The 15,161-nt window shown below is 52.3% G+C and carries 12 protein-coding genes; 6 read left to right on the forward strand and 6 right to left on the reverse strand.

Annotated elements, in window-relative coordinates:
* The first annotated feature begins 1 nt into the window (after position 1).
* From LHW45_06605 to LHW45_06630, 6 genes are all read left to right on the forward strand, one after another.
* Positions 2–1,444 carry a hypothetical protein gene (locus LHW45_06605; protein MCB5285244.1) on the forward strand — a complete coding sequence of 481 codons (1,443 nt, stop codon included), beginning with the start codon at positions 2–4 and terminating at the stop codon, positions 1,442–1,444.
* 1 nt (position 1,445) lies between these two features.
* Positions 1,446–4,712 carry a hypothetical protein gene (locus LHW45_06610; protein MCB5285245.1) on the forward strand — a complete coding sequence of 1,089 codons (3,267 nt, stop codon included), beginning with the start codon at positions 1,446–1,448 and terminating at the stop codon, positions 4,710–4,712.
* A 9-nt stretch (positions 4,713–4,721) separates the two neighbouring features.
* The gene (locus LHW45_06615; GenBank protein MCB5285246.1) at positions 4,722–5,372 is read left to right on the forward strand and encodes a hypothetical protein; all 651 of its coding nucleotides are present in this window, start codon (positions 4,722–4,724) and stop codon (positions 5,370–5,372) included.
* 18 nt (positions 5,373–5,390) lie between these two features.
* On the forward strand, positions 5,391–6,902 hold the full coding sequence (locus tag LHW45_06620) for a hypothetical protein (GenBank protein MCB5285247.1): 1,512 nt from the start codon (positions 5,391–5,393) through the stop codon (positions 6,900–6,902).
* A complete protein-coding gene (locus tag LHW45_06625; GenBank protein ID MCB5285248.1) occupies positions 6,899–7,561 on the forward strand; it encodes a hypothetical protein in 663 nt (220 codons plus the stop codon). The genes LHW45_06620 and LHW45_06625 overlap by 4 nt, the downstream gene beginning before the upstream one ends.
* A 61-nt stretch (positions 7,562–7,622) precedes the next feature.
* On the forward strand, positions 7,623–8,279 hold the full coding sequence (locus LHW45_06630; protein ID MCB5285249.1) for a thermonuclease family protein: 657 nt from the start codon (positions 7,623–7,625) through the stop codon (positions 8,277–8,279).
* Positions 8,280–8,493: 214 nt separating this feature from the next.
* Here the strand turns inward: LHW45_06630 and LHW45_06635 are convergent, their stop codons facing one another.
* From LHW45_06635 to LHW45_06660, 6 genes are all read right to left on the reverse strand, one after another.
* Positions 8,494–9,825, reverse strand: a complete 1,332-nt coding sequence (locus LHW45_06635) for a DUF3987 domain-containing protein (protein MCB5285250.1) — start codon at positions 9,823–9,825, stop codon at positions 8,494–8,496.
* Complete coding sequence (locus tag LHW45_06640; GenBank protein MCB5285251.1) at positions 9,810–10,028, reverse strand: hypothetical protein; 219 nt, start codon at positions 10,026–10,028, stop codon at positions 9,810–9,812. The genes LHW45_06635 and LHW45_06640 overlap by 16 nt, the downstream gene beginning before the upstream one ends.
* Complete coding sequence (locus LHW45_06645; GenBank protein ID MCB5285252.1) at positions 10,018–11,115, reverse strand: PriCT-2 domain-containing protein; 1,098 nt, start codon at positions 11,113–11,115, stop codon at positions 10,018–10,020. The genes LHW45_06640 and LHW45_06645 overlap by 11 nt, the downstream gene beginning before the upstream one ends.
* A 215-nt stretch (positions 11,116–11,330) precedes the next feature.
* Positions 11,331–13,226, reverse strand: a complete 1,896-nt coding sequence (locus LHW45_06650; GenBank protein ID MCB5285253.1) for a sel1 repeat family protein — start codon at positions 13,224–13,226, stop codon at positions 11,331–11,333.
* A 267-nt stretch (positions 13,227–13,493) separates the two neighbouring features.
* Positions 13,494–14,222, reverse strand: coding sequence for a hypothetical protein (locus LHW45_06655; GenBank protein ID MCB5285254.1), 729 nt, complete (start codon positions 14,220–14,222; stop codon positions 13,494–13,496).
* A gap of 55 nt (positions 14,223–14,277) precedes the next feature.
* Positions 14,278–14,835, reverse strand: coding sequence for a hypothetical protein (locus LHW45_06660; protein ID MCB5285255.1), 558 nt, complete (start codon positions 14,833–14,835; stop codon positions 14,278–14,280).
* Positions 14,836–15,161: the final 326 nt, after the last annotated feature.

Below are 15,161 nucleotides of genomic sequence, written 5' to 3' on the forward strand. Positions count from 1 at the left end.
GATGCCATACTATGTTTTTGCGATCGGGGGAACGGGCGCCAGGTGCCTGGAATCCCTGCTATACCTCTGCGCGATGGGTTTGGGCCCCCAGAAGCTTCATCCCATCCTGGTGGATCCGGACAACGGCAACGGCAACCTGAACCGGACCAAGGAACTGATCATCCGCTACCGGGAGATCCGGAAACAGATCAACAACCCGGAACCCCAGTCGCTGTTTTACACAGACGTGATCTTCAACGAAGACGAGACCAGGCCGGACGTGAACGTGCAGATCCCCAACAGTTTCGACCCCAATTCCGGGCTGAACGCGGGGATGAACACCCTGGGCAATTTCATCGAATACCAGACCACGCTGGACAAGGGCAACGGCAAGTATCTGGCCGATCTGCTGTTCAGCGGCGACGAACTGGAGATGGACATGGCCCGGGGCTACCGGGGCGTGCCGTCCATCGGCTCGATCCTGATGACCAACATCGAGAACTCGCCCTTTTGGGATGTGCTCACGGGCAGCCTGGCGGCAGACCCCCATTCCCGGGTGTTTGTGTTCGCCTCCGTGTTCGGTGGCACCGGGGCTTCCGGCTATCCCGTGATCAGCCGGCTGATCAAGAACAAGGCACCCCTGGCCAAGGTTGGCGGCGCCCTGCTGCTGCCCTATTTCAAGCTTCCGGACCCCAAAAACCTGATGCAGTACAAGAAGGAAAAGGTGCTGCCGGATTCCAACAGCTTCATGATAAACGCCAAGGCCGCCTGCGAGTTTTACCAGAACAGATTCAGCGGCAACGACTCCAACTACATCCTGGGCGACGATATGGAAAACTGCAAGGAATACGAGAACTACCAGATCGGCAGCAAGGAGCAGAAGAATGACGCCCACATGATCGAGCTGTTCGCGGCTTACGCGGCTTTGGATTTCTGGAAGCGGGAAGACAAAACTTTCAAGAACTTCTACCGCATCCATGTGGAAAATCCCTCCGAGAAAGGCCACGGCGGCAACAGCGTCTCGGCCGGCGACCTTCCGGACCAGCTGAAGGCCCTGCCCCTGGAGCGGTTTGCCCTGCTCTATCTCTATGTTTCCGATTTTTACGCCCTGGTGGAGGGAGACAAGACCTCCCAACTGAACAAGGTGGCCTGGCTGCGCAAAGCGAAGCTGAAAGCCGCGGACGTGATGGCCCACAGGGACGAGCTGAAGGTGATCAACGACTTCTGCACGGCCTACAAGGACTGGATCAAGCAGAACCACAGCAACAGCGCGCCCCTGAAGGTCCTGAACGAAGACCTGTACCTGGACACCCTGGTGCTGGGAGACCCCAAACGCTATGAGGGATACCCCATCAACCGCCTGGAAACCGAGCTTTACAAAACCGCGGCCCGCCACAACAACCTGACTGAAACCCTGATCGTGGCGGCTTCGAACGCCAAAATCGCCAACATGGGAGGCAAATGAAATGGCCAGACCGCTCCTGCCCCGCCACAAAGAAACAGTGAACACCGCCACCCCCGGACAGTGGGTGGATTTCAGCGAAAATTTCAACGCCTTCCAAAGCAGCATCGACATCCCCAAACACGCCCGCATCAACGTGACCTCCATCCCCTCGCCCTGGGCCAGGATGCTGCTGTTCAAAGAGGCGATCATGAACGTGGAGCACATGCTGCACAAGGAAGTGATGTCCAACATCCTGGATGTGCTGGAGATCGTCTTCTTTGAGGAAATGTTCAAGTTTGACCTCAGCACCGAGGAAATCCACCTCAGCCTGGACCATCCGGAAAACAAATTCATGGGGATCCTGCGCAAACTCTATCCCCAGGAAGGCCTGGGCAAGGGTGACGTGCGGGTGACCCTGCTGATGGCCCAGCGGGGCAACCAACGCTTCGTATTGGCCGGCACCAGCCCCTACACGCTGTTTTTCACGCCGCTGAACCTGCAGAAGAACAAGGTGTTCAAGCGCTATTTCAAAGAGAATCCGGTGCTCCTGCGGGAAAGGCCGGTGGAGTTCCAAAGATGGTTCCTGAAGGAATTTTTGGCCCGGCTGACCCAGAGGGGCAGCTACCCGGAACTTAAGGCCGCCTTCGCCTTCCCCACGGGCATCTGTGCCGACAGCGACACCGAGGACCCCAACCGCGAAGCCTATTACCCCTCTGACCTCTTTGCCCGCGGAAACATCCTGGACGGCCTGTTCGATAAAATCAAGCCCTACCAGATCCACAGCGCCAACCTCATCAAACCCAGCAAAAGCGCGGGGAAGCAACCCCCGCTGCTGATCGACGCCTCCGGGAACCTGAAGGGATTACCCTATTACAATGGCTACACCTTCGAAGAAGACATGAAAACCGTCGATCTGGCCGCTCTGGACCGGGACGTTCTGCCCCTGGAGGAGCTGCGCTATCCCTGGCTGCTGCCCCAGATCGATTTTCTGCAGCCCTGCATCATCCGCTACCGCTACAAGCTGAACGACGAGTTTCTGGTGCTGGGTAAGAAAAGCAACGAATTCCGCTATCTGCCCCCGCTTTCGGACAAGTACTTTGAATTTTTCACCCCCGAGGACGTGGACCGACACCTGAGCGTGATCGAGGAAAACAACCACAGCGTGAAGATCAAGCTGCAGATCCCGCTGCTGAACGGCAGAGAAATGATCATCGAGCGCCGCTACAAAGACAGCTACGGCAAGACCAACCTGGAAGACAGCATCCTGGAGTTCGACTCGCTGGACATGAACACCCCCCTGCCCCACCTGGTGATCTGGCCCAAACTGCATCCGGACAATTGGAACCGCCCCTATTACTGCCTCACCTACGGCAACCGCTTCAGCGATCCCGAAACCGAGGTCATATCCATGGAATACAAGGACGAGGATTACCATGACATCGAGCGCAAGACCTCCCGCAAATCGGAACAGATCGAGATCACCAGGCTGGACAAGCTGCCCACCTATGTGATCGTTAAACACAACAAGAGCGGCACCAAGGGCTTCCTGCTGATCGATCACAAGGTCTTCCCCCGCTACGATCTGGACGACGTTCCAGCCCGCGTGGGCATAGACTTCGGCACCTCCCACACCAACATCGCCATCAGAGTGAACGGCCAAACCGAAGTGCTGAAATACAATTCCCAGTTTGAGGGCCTGAACATCAACACCAGCGATTTCATCTCCACCGTGGCCTTCACGGACGAGCAGATGAAGAGCAAGGAAAGCATCCCCATCCTGATCAAGGCCGGGCTGAACCAGTATCTGTATCCCAACGCGCTGGGCGAAGCCAACACCGCGGACGTGGTGAACCTGCCGCTGCCCACCATGATCATCAAGGAGCAGGACTGCCCCAACCCGGAAATGCTGCTGCACTCCTCGGTGAATTTCTCCAAGCAGCGCTATTTCCCCTACTCCCTCCCCGCCCGGGGGGTGCAGAAAACAGTTCGCGAGATGACCGACCTGAAATGGAACCAGGAAATCATCAACCAAAACGCCAGCCGGGAGTATTTGAACATCCTGCTGAACCTGGCGCGCTGCGAACTGATCAAGAAACACGTGACCCCCGCCTGCGCCGAGTTTTACTGGGCCTACCCGCGCTCGTTCTCCGAAGTGGACCTGGACAGATACAAGGTGATGTGGCACAATATCCTCGAAGGGGCCAGAAAAGTGGGGCACACTGACGAGAGCAAGGCCGCCCTGATGTATTTCGACTCCACCCAGGACCTGGCCGCGCAAAGCCCGGGGATCATCATCGTGGTCGATATCGGAGGAGGGTCTTCGGACATCTCGGTCTGGCGCCACGGCAAGATCCTTTTGCTGAACAGCAGCCTCTGGGCCGGTAAAAACATGGTGGGCTTCAAGGACGGAAACGGGGTGCATTCCGTGATCTACCACACGGTGGTCCGCGAGTTTCCCGAGATCGCCGGCCAGTACCAGGGCCTGAGCGATTTCCAAACCCACCTGAACTACGTGCTCTATTCCCTCACCGACGCGCAACTGGCCCAATACACACAGAGCGACCGCTTCTACAAGGCCTATTTCCTGATCCTCTATTTCTTCAGCTCACTGATCTACGAGATCGGCCTGCAATGCAAGCGCTTCGTTACTCCGGACCTGGAATCGGTGGACATCTGCCTGGCCGGCAACGGCTCCCGCTTCGCTGGCTGGAGCGGCGGCGGCGGCAGCGAGATCTGCTCTTCCGACAGCAGGATCTACAGCCGGATCCTCCGGGAAACGATGGGATTGGGCGACCAGGTGAATGTGCGGTTCATACCCTCGCCCAAAAAGAAATGGGAGGTGGCAGTGGGCCTCTGCGAAGGCAAGGAAGCGCTGCTGAACCAGAAGGCCAGCCACGAACCCCTGCTGGCAGAGGACATCAGCCTGGGTGCCAAAGTTTTGCTGAGCGACACGCTGATCAGCGAACTGGATAAACAGCACTCCAAAGAAGCAGGGATCCTGGCCGTTGACAAGAACAGATCCGAGCTGGCCAAATTCCACGAGCTCCTGTTTGGCATCCTGGGGAGTTCCGAGCTTTATACCCGGGCTCTGAGGCACGATCCCGCGCTGAGCAACCTGGATGCCCTGAAGGGAGAGCTTCTGGGCAATTGGGACACGCTGGTGGGCCAGGTGAGGCAAAAAGCCACGGACAACCTGCGCGACCGGAGTTCCATCACCAGTTCGCTCTTCATCCTGGGCATGCAGGCGGTGATCCACAAGCTGCACAAATACTTCTCCGCCCGGGCATAGGAGGCAGGCATGAACTATGTTTACATCGGCCTTTTCGCCGTGTTTGGCATTGCCATAGCCGCGCTCTATTACCTTCTGTTCCGGGAGATCAGGGACAACCGGGAGAGCGCGCGGCATTACCACAGCCAATCCAGCCGGCCCAGCCATTCGGTTGCCTATCCCTCGGATGTTGGCAAGATCCCCAATATCATCTGGAGGCTGGACGACCTTCAGCGCCAGGTGGACAACCTGACTGAAGCCAAAGACCGGGGACGGGGCGGCGGGATGGGTGTTCAGAACTCCTGGCATAAGGAGCGGATATCGGAACCCGAGCCCCAGATAAAGCCGGCGGATCCACCCCAGCCGGCACCCAGACACGAAGAACCCCGCGACGATAGGATCTGGGCACGCAAGACCAACGAGGGGAACATGCGGCTGGAGGAAACCGAGGGGCCCACGGAACTCTATCTTCAGAAGCTGGGAGGCAGATTCCTGCTGCACTTCCAAAACCTCAATCCCGGCAATTTGGCCAATATGATGATGCTCTACGGGGACATCCTGGGTTTTCCCGCGGGGTTCGACACCGCGTCCAGAGTCAGCCTGGATCAGCCCCCCGAATATGAGAGGCAGGGCGCGCATTACGTTTTCAAACGCAAAGGGAAAGTTTCTGTAACACCATAATGAGCAAGGAGCGAATTCATGAATATTGAGGGCAATCCTCTGATGGTAGTGCTGATCGTAATAATCGTGCTGTTCGTGATCGGCGAAATAGCCTTCACGCTGAACAGGGCAAGAAAAGCCAGAAAAAAAATCCTTGAGCAGACCAAAACTGTGGCTTTTCTGGGCAGTGTTTTGGCAAAAAAGGATGAAAACGAGGTCTTGGGATTGGCGCCCCAGTTCCGGCAACACGCTGCCGCAGATTATCTGGCTGCCTGCGCGGGCAACGGACAGATGGTGTACTCCGAGGATTTCATGCAACTGCTTTCCCTGGAAACGAACAGGGCGTTCGGCTCCATCAATTCCACGGCCAACACCCTGCCCATAATCGGTTTGATGGGTACTTTCCTGGGCATCATCCTGGGTATCCTGCCCTTCTTCAAAAAGGGTGGAACCACCATGGACTCCGAGGCCATCCAGTCCCTGATCACCTCCGCGGGTCTGGCTTTCAGCAGCAGCTTCATGGCCCTGGCCTGTGCCACCTGGCTGAAGTTCGCTGCCAATAGGTGGAAAAAGCAGGCCGACGCGAATCTTGAATTCACTCAGAGAAAGCTCTTGGTGGACTATTTGCCCGCCACCACCGGCACACACACGGATGATATCTTCTCCAAATCCGTGATCCGGCTTCGGAATACCATCCACGGCTTCGCGGCCAGTTTCGAGGGGGTTTCCAAAGGTTTCATCGCGGAGTTCCAACCCCTGGTGGAAGGCCAGAGAAAGACCAACGAAGAAACCTTGAAACACATCAACCTGATCGCCGGCAAACTGGAGGAAAACACGGCCAGCCTCAGGCAGGTCTCGGAGCAGCAGGGGGCCCAGGTGAACGTGATCTCCGATGTTTCCGCCAAACTCACCCAAGCCAGCGACGCGCTCCAGGCCAGCATGCAGTTGGCCAGCGAAAACCTGAAGAACTTCGTGGCCCTGGGCGAGAACATGCAAGCGGAGATAGGCAGCATGCACAAACCCCTTCAGGAGATCCTGGGCGGACAAAGCAGCGTGGTGACCACCATGAACAAGCTCTTCACCGACGTTGGCAACTATTATCTGGCGGTGCAGGGCTACACCGAGTCCCTGAATTCCAAGCTGGACCAGTTCAGCGCGGTGGGGGACAAGGTGTACGAGGTACGGCAGGATTTTGGCATCTTCTCCCAAAACCTGAGGGAAACCCTGGACAGCATCACCTCCGAAGCCCGATCCCTGCAGCAGGATATCAAGCTCAGTTTCGGGGATTATGACCGCAACCTGAAAACCCTCTTCACCGACGTGGTCGAAAACAGGCGGGACGTCCACATTGCCTATTATGACCCCGCCCTGATGAAACAGGTGGAGCAACTGAGCACCGCCAACCAAAAACTGCTGGAACAGCTGGAAAAATACCTGGGGACCGTGGACCGTTCCACCGGCACCCTGGTGAACATCATCAACTCCCTCAGAGGCTGGGGGATCTACCGGGTGAAAAAAGAGAAAAAGGATAACAAGGACCGGGGAAAATGACCTCCGCGACTAACGAAGAGCTGAATTACTGGCCCAGTTTTGTGGATATTTTCGCCTCACTGTTCTTCATCTTCCTGATCCTGTTCTCGGTGTACTACGTGTCTCTGTTCAAAAGCTCCGAGGCAGACCAGAGGGATGTCGAGGACCTCTTGAAATTTACCTCGCAGAACGCGTCCGTAACCCTGGACACGCTGAGCATGACCTTCCAGATCCCGGCGGACATTGTATTCGGCCTTAACGGCTACAAGCTTTCTGCCAAGGGAAAAACCATAGCCAGTGACCTGGGCAGGATGTTCGGAGAATACATGGGGCAGAAAGCCTACGCGGGGGATGGGCAGACCGATGAAATATTCCGTTATAAAAAATACTCAGTGATCATTGAGGGACATACCGACACAAGCGGATTGCCATCAACCAACAATCCCCTCTCTCTGAACCGGGCCAACAGCCTGATCAAGGCCATGAAAGCCAACATACCTGCCGCCATCAGGGACAGCATCGCATTCATCCCGGTGGGCTACGGGGAATTGTATCCCAAGATTGAACCAAAGCGGGATAATTATCCGTGTCAAGGCAACCGGCGGGTGGAAATCAAGGTGCTGGCCAAATTCGACAAGACCATTAAAAGCCTCTGGGATAAGAACAATAAACCGAAATAATTTCTGTAAGCGGAACTCCAAAGGTTGGTTCGCGGCCGCTCCGCCACTCCGCTGCTGTTTGATGATGCTGTTATGTGCCGCTTTGCTGTGCGGAGGCTATGCCTGCAAAGAAAGCGAGTGGCACAAAGCCAAGCGTTTGGGGCTGGATCGCGGAATTGAGGGCTCGGAACGAGAATCCCCCCGGCTTGGGGAATTCAGTTTTGCGGACACCCTGTTGGCCCACGAAGGCAGCTTTGGCCCCAACTTTCCAGACAATGGGCCTTTGATCATCGCAGATGCGCTGCCGTCCGGACCTCTCGCGATGGAAGGCTCGTGGACGGTTGTGGATGTTTATGATGGAGACACGATAACGATATCCAACAGCTATGGAGAGCTCAAGGTGCGCCTGTTGGGCTATGATACGCCGGAAATGCGGGACGCGGATCCATACTACAAGGAAATGGCGACGGAAGCCAGGGACTTTCTGAGGTCACTTATCATTGGCCAGTCAGTGCGCCTGAGACTGGACAAAAACAACGCCCGAAGAGATCACTTGGACAGATATGGCCGCACTCTCGCCTATGTTTACAGGGAGTATGACAAATTATACGTGAACGCCCAGATGATGCGGATGGGTTACAGCCGGGAATACGAGAAATTCGCCTTTGAGGACTTGAGATATTTTCGCACTCTGGCGGCTGAGGCGCAGAAAGAGTGCCGAGGCCTCTGGGCATACTGAATGAGCCATGTGGGTTCCCAGGGGGGGGGGCGGATCCTTGATTCCTTTAACAATAAATAAGCATCTCCACTTTAAGCTGTTTAATTATTAAATACTTGCATCTCAACGAGTTGGCTAATAATTAAACAGAATTCGCCTCCATTGTATGGAAAAACTGGGGGGGGTACGCCCCCCCCTTGCTTCAGCAACCAGATCAAATTGATCATGTTTCCTGTCAGTTCCTGTCCTTCATGATGCTTGAGTCCACAACGTAGATTCTGACTGGTTTTTTGAACACAGTTGATGATTCAACCGTGAGCGCCTCCCTGTCTATCAGGGAGTCTATACATTCCTTGAACTCACGCTTTTTCATGTGGGACATGTTCATCAGGTCGGAATGCCTGGCCTTTCCATTGTACTTGTTCACCAGCAGTTCGACCAGTTTCCGTTCTCCGGACAGCTTATCCTGTTCGCTCACGATCTCCAGGAAGGGGATGGTGTTGGCGAAGTAGAAATCACAGAGGTAGAGGCATTGGGCGGCGGTTTCCTCAGAGACGCGGATGCCTTCGAAGAAGTGTTCGCAGCAGCCACGCTGGATGGCCTCACCTAGCTCCTCCCAGATTTCCACCAGGGTGAAGATGGCGCAGAACTTGTAGAAATAGCCGTCATAGATGCGGGTGAAGTAGCTCATGAGGTCGTCGTTGTTTTTGGCGAACCAGGTCTTGTACTGGGCCTTGTAGAGCGAATCCCGCAAAGCGACGGCCTCATCGGACATTCTGATCCTGTGGGAGCCGGGGATGGCGCGGAAGTGTTTGAACATGCCTTCGTAAATGGCCAAACGTTCCTCCAGGTCCTCGCCTTCCTTGGTATCGAGGTCGATGTCCTCGAGGTTGATGTCGCGCACCACGAAGTAGATGAAGCGCTGGAGGAAACCGCCGAGTTGGTCGGAGTTTTCGCGGATGTTGCGATACATCCAGGCTTCGGTGGTGGCGGTGGAGATATTCAGGGCGGGTTTTTTTATCCTTTCAGTCTTGGTCTGGTTGCTCACGGTCTTCGAAACGCCGTCGTAGAGCTCCGTGATTGTCTGTTTATAGCCGGAATTGAAGTGTTTGTTCATTTCGGCCAGCCAGGCGGAGAGCTCGTGGTGGATGAAGAGCCGGGTGCCGTTCAGGGACAGCATTGAGAGCATCTTGGAGTAGGTGACGTTGGAGAGCAGCTGCGTTTCCGCCTCGTACACGTCCAGGGGCATGTCCTCGTAGAGTTCCTCGTGCGGCTTGATGGTGTATCCGGCGTAGGTGATGGCCGTGGTTTTCCTTGATATCGAGGAGGGGCCCAGGAGGCAGCTCCAGATGTTCGGATAGATGCGGTTGGAGTTGGAGAGCATGAAGACCCGGTTGCCGAGGTTGACGGCGATGTGGGGCAGCCAGGCGCTGATCAACAGGCCGGGATGGCAGTCGGTGCTTTTGGAGGTTAGTTTGATGTAGTCACGCAGCAGCAGCGGGACTTTGTCCAGGTTGAGGCTTACGGAAGGCTTTTTGCCGAATAATTCTATCAGTTCTCTACGCATTGTTGTTTTTCCTCCTTTTTTTGTTCTTCTAGTTTGGTGAAGCCAATGATGGCTTCGAACTCACGCTGGGGAGAACCGATGTGCACTCTGCCGCGGCGCTGGTTTTTTATGATCCTCCGCAGAGCTCCTTTGGATGTGTGTCTCCGCGGGCTGTGATCGTTGGAGTGGCGCGTTTGGCGCAGATCGTTCTTCTTAGAGCCCATAGCGGCCTCCGATCTCGAACAGCGTGGCCAGGGTGATTTCGCGGACACCCCGGAACGAATTCCACTTGGCGTCCATATCTCGTTGGGTGTCCTGGTAGTGGGGATTATCCAGGAAGAGGTTCCAAAGAGGCCTTCCGGCTTCTCCAAAGCCCGCGTAGAGGGCCAAACCGATCCTGTACCAGTCGGAGTAGGGGATGATCCTTTGAGCGAGTTTTTGGACCATCTCCGTGGCGCGTGAGAGGTCGTCGGGGTTCTGTCCACGAATTACACGAATCGGGGTGTCAACCGGAACACCGGATTTATCCGGTCGGTCCACCGGATTCATCCGGTTTTGTTCCGAGGACGGACAGGTCTGGTCCGCGGGAGGATGTTGCCGGATAAATCCGGCGGTCCGACCAGTTGAAACTGGTGTTCCGTTCAGCGCACTGGTCAGCATCTCCATGGCCTGGGCCTCCCGCAGGGTCTTCTTCGGGTCCAGAGGGCGGCAGTGGTGGTTCACCAGCAGCTCCGGATCGTAGGAGAGGAAACAGGCGCGGGCAGGATCGGGAGTAGAATCCACCTCGGTCTGAAGCGATTTCTGGATCCGCAGGGCGAGGTATTTCCAGCTGGTCCGGAAATCGTCTTCCCGGGTGAGAGGTGAGGCGAATTCCGCCACCAGTTTCACGCCGTCCCGTACCGACTGGAAAGCGTAACGGAGGAAGGGCAGTTTTTCCAGGGCGGCTTTTTTCATGCCGTCGATCACCATAACGTGGTCGAGGTCGAAAACCATGAACCAGGCGGCTTTGAAGAACTCGTTTCCGCGGCGGCGGTGGAAGGTGGAACCGCTGAACCAGGGTAGCGACTTCTTCATCCCGGCGGCCAGGGCGGCCTGGTCTTTAGGCAGCGAGCGGATCGTGGTGAGCAGGGACCAAAGTTCCTTACTATCGAACTGGCCGCGGCGCACACAGTCCATTACATAGGAAATGTCGCGCTCGGCGATCAGGGCGGGTGCTGTGACGGCCATTCCGACCGTCACGGGGCGGGTGATGGCGGAATTGGGAGTGGCTTCGCTCGGGGCGAAACCGGGAAGGGTTGTCTGTGGTATCATTTCTGTCTCCATGACTAGATGTACCCTCGCTAACGAGGGCCCACACTACCATGTTCTCACCTGATACATCAGTGATAAACGCAGTTTCCTGATAATATCAACGTATTGTTAGGCAGAATGATACAGATTGTAAAAAGTGAAATTAGTTTTTATCAAACCCGGCGTGATAAACTTTTATTGGTTTATCAATGATAGAATTTCCCTGATCTGAATGCCTATATGACCTCTATCTTCATCCTGGTTGTGAAAAACTTGTGCGGTTTATCCCCTTTGAACTGAAAGACCTGAACACCTGATGCTATGCCGAAGACTTTCCTCATCTCGTCATTAACATAGTTTTTGAGGTCATCATTAGTGCATTTTGATCCGCATAGATCCCCTATGCTGTGACCAAACCTTTCAACGTCCAATTCCTTGTTCAACAGCCTGTAGTAGGCTTCTATCATAGCTATGAATCTCACTGAGAACACAGATGTCGAGCCGATTGTGGTAACTGACTTACTCTTGCCGTCATAGGTGAATTTGAGGTAGTTCTTTGTCAGGTTGTACACAACATTCAGATTGCTGAAATCGGTAACATTCCAGGCTTTGAACTCAGCAATGTGGTCTTCTTTTGTTTTCGGTTTTTTTGGCAGCTTGCCTTTCCCTGCTGTCTCGTCAATGGCTACGTCAAATGGTTCAATCTCATGAAACAATGTATCATCTGAAATTGCATCTGGTAGTTCTTTCTCGCGAATAACTTTGTTTAGGTTATATCCAGGGCTATATGGCTCAAAATTCTTGTATTTATCATAAGCTTGATTCTCAGCATCATCAATATCTTTAACAGACAGATGGGATTTAAGTTCTTTTAAAACATCATCATTAATCAATTTATGATCCTGCGCATGGCAGATGTTTGCAACAATGTATGCCTCCTTGTAATCCTGCGCTGTTCCTATACCGTAAATATAATACTCGGTTAGTTCTTTTAATGCATGGATATCGCCATAGTTGGCTGCTTCATGCATAAGCTCATATGATTTTGTCTCGCTAACAACAGTGCCATAGCCAAATCTGTAACAAATAGCAAGCATATATGAGGATTCAGGAACACCATGTGAAAACCAATAAAATGCTTTATTATAGTTTATTTCAACGCCTAATCCATAAAAATAGTACTCACCAATTTCGAAAGCTGTATCAGGATCAGGACACATCTGATGCATTTCATTAAGCAATTTTATCACATATGTAGAGTCTTTAAGAGAAAATTTTCCATGTTTGTAGAGTCTCGTTAGATTGCCCATCGCCTGATAGTTTTTTCTGTCGGCAGCTAACTTGTAGCATTCTACAGCTTTTTCAATATTTATATCGTAAAGAATGCCTTTTTCATAGCATTTCCCCAAATTTGTCATACCCCATGATTGTCCAAGCTCATAGTCATGCATGTACCACTTTTCCATTTGTTTTCTATCTGCTTTTACATAACCGTCTTTTTCATATAAATACCCCAAATAGATAGCAGATTGTGAATGACCTTTCGTCGCCAAGTCAGATAAGAATTTTATTCCTCTATCTACATTTTGGTTTACTCCAATTCCTTCTATCAGACACCTTCCGATATAAAATCTGCTTTCCTCGTAACCTTTTTTACTAGATAGGTTGAACCAATGATATGCTTCGTTTTTATTCAGGCAGCTGCTATATCCATTGAAACAATTCCGGCCTAACAAGAGCTGTGCGTATCCATATCCGTTTTCGGCAGATTTACGCAGATACTCAATCCACTTTCCATTATCACTCTTAGTACCTATACCTCGATTGTAGCATTGTGATAGAAAATACTGTGCTATGGCATGTTCTTGATTGGAAGCCTTTTGATACCATTTAAAAGCTTCCTTAGGTTTTGGCTCAGTTCCTTTCCCGGATTCATAACACCATCCGAGATGAAATTGAGCATCTGCGCATCCCTGTATCGCTGATTTGTAGAATAGTTTCTTAGCTTTGAAAAGATCTTTCTCAATGCCATCTCCTTTGGCATACAATAGGCCAAGCTCGTTTTGGGCTATGGGGTCGCCGCCTTCCGCTTTGGCTTTCAGTTCCTCAATGTTCTGTTTCTTTCTGGCCACCATGAACCTCCTGTGTTTGTGGGGTGATAATATTTTCGTAGCGGGATTTGTGTCAACAGCAAAATCCCGGCCTGGCAGCCGGGACGTAATCAGTTGTTTTTCAGTCGTTTGGGCTTTTTGGCTTCGCTATGCCAGCAGCACCATAGTCCTGTTTTGCAAGGGCTCCACAATCTCATGTATCTGCTGATATTTATAGTCCAATCTTCTTTAGAATGTACCTATTCATTTAAGGTCTTTACTACTGAATCGATTGTTGTTAAACCGGCTCTAATAAACCTTGAATCCCCAGCTTTGGCTATATTTGGCGATCTTCTTTCCTGTGTAATGATCTTTAATATCGCACCAAACAGCTGTGGTTCCTTTCTTTTCGGCACAATAAGCCGCACACGCGGCGCCAACCGTTTCTTTATCTCTGTAGGACAATTGAGCCCATGTCGCAGGATTTACAATTACTTCATTTAGAGTCGGTTGGATTTCAGTTATCAAGCCCTCAGATATAAGTTTTAGCACTAGTTCATCGCTATCCTGCTTTTGCGTATTTTCGGAAATCTGAGTGTTTTCTTTGAATATCCACCCTTCCCACCCAACATCATTGGGCGTTACCCTAAACCTTATCCAACCATCCTTTTCTTCTAAGACATATATTGACTCATACTGCGATAAAGTACCTGATTCATCATTAGGATATTGTAGCCCTGGACCCGTTCTTATCTCGATTTCATTTTTTAACGGTTTTCTGACTTCATAGAAGTCGCCACCTTTTGTTGAAGCAGATTTACTACCTGAATTTGATGAGCTCTCGTTCTTAATTTCTTCTTTTTTTTGAACGTTTATCGTCTGTCTATCTGGTAAGAAAGAGCCTATAATCGCTAGTACAATAATAGCACCTACAACAATCATCCAGGTTGGTATGTTGAGATTTGTATTTCCACACTGGTCACATTTCTTAAGTATAGGAACCCCTTCCTTCCCGCAACTATTACATTTTGTTTCCATAGTAATTCTCCTAACTTGATTTCTTGTATATTTGTACGTTGAAATCAAGCAGCTTTTATGTCAAGAGATTTATACTTCTGCACTCATTTCGACGATTTGTATTTTTATACCAGCAGCACCAAAGCCCGGTCTTGAGGTGGTCGCGGATATAATCGGCCAAATCCGGATCGCGGGTATTGGCGCGGGCGATGAGGCGGTTGAGGGCCATTTTGAAGCAGTGGTAGGCCTTGGACATTTCGGGGTACTCGTTCTTGATGGCGCCGGTGGGGGTGGTTATCCGGCGCAGTTCCCTGGCCAGACCGCTGATTTCCCAGTCCACGCGGCCGTCGCCGGCTTTCTTTCTGGCCCTTAGCAATTTCAGGCGTTCGATGTATTGCCCCTGGGCGTATTTGTCCGAGAACGGAATGGCGTGGAAGGCGTTTTTGGCTATGGCTTCCAGCTCCCAGGGAGAACGGTCATATTTGAAGATGCGGAAGGCGATGTCGATCACCGTTAACGACCTTCCGGGATTGGCCAGCAAAGCTGTGAGCACCTTGGAGCCAGTTCTCTGGCGGTTTTCATACAAGAATTGGAGCAGTTGGGTGTGAAGGGCCTGATTTTCGATGTTGTACACATGTTTCCTCCTTGTGTAGATAAGATTTATATAGGGTCACATAAATTGACGGACGGATATTTGTCAAGCGATATTTGAGGCATTCTGGGGAGTTAAACAGGCCATAACTGGCAAGGGTTACAGGGCGAAAATAGACTGGGGAACAGATACTTTTGTTACCCACTATATATAGGGGGATATGTATTCCCCGAATAAATTGAAAGGAGGACAAAGCCATGAAGGTAAGATTCAAATACGGCATCGCCACCTACAGCGGCACCATCGACGAAATGGTCTATGGCAGCTACCGCGACGACAAGCTGTGCATCGGGCGGGATTACGTGTAT

Source organism: Candidatus Cloacimonadota bacterium (assembly GCA_020532085.1).
Lineage (GTDB): Bacteria > Cloacimonadota > Cloacimonadia > Cloacimonadales > Cloacimonadaceae > Syntrophosphaera.

Bases quoted from the DNA above. Each gene is read 5' to 3' on its own strand.
- LHW45_06605 (MCB5285244.1), top strand. From the start codon at position 2: ATGCCATACTATGTTTTTGCGATCGGGGGAACGGGCGCCAGGTGCCTG.
- LHW45_06610 (MCB5285245.1), top strand. From the start codon at position 1,446: ATGGCCAGACCGCTCCTGCCCCGCCACAAAGAAACAGTGAACACCGCC.
- LHW45_06615 (MCB5285246.1), top strand. From the start codon at position 4,722: ATGAACTATGTTTACATCGGCCTTTTCGCCGTGTTTGGCATTGCCATA.
- LHW45_06620 (MCB5285247.1), top strand. From the start codon at position 5,391: ATGAATATTGAGGGCAATCCTCTGATGGTAGTGCTGATCGTAATAATC.
- LHW45_06625 (MCB5285248.1), top strand. From the start codon at position 6,899: ATGACCTCCGCGACTAACGAAGAGCTGAATTACTGGCCCAGTTTTGTG.
- LHW45_06630 (MCB5285249.1), top strand. From the start codon at position 7,623: ATGATGCTGTTATGTGCCGCTTTGCTGTGCGGAGGCTATGCCTGCAAA.
- LHW45_06635 (MCB5285250.1), bottom strand. From the start codon at position 9,825: ATGCGTAGAGAACTGATAGAATTATTCGGCAAAAAGCCTTCCGTAAGC.
- LHW45_06640 (MCB5285251.1), bottom strand. From the start codon at position 10,028: ATGGGCTCTAAGAAGAACGATCTGCGCCAAACGCGCCACTCCAACGAT.
- LHW45_06645 (MCB5285252.1), bottom strand. From the start codon at position 11,115: ATGATACCACAGACAACCCTTCCCGGTTTCGCCCCGAGCGAAGCCACT.
- LHW45_06655 (MCB5285254.1), bottom strand. From the start codon at position 14,222: ATGGAAACAAAATGTAATAGTTGCGGGAAGGAAGGGGTTCCTATACTT.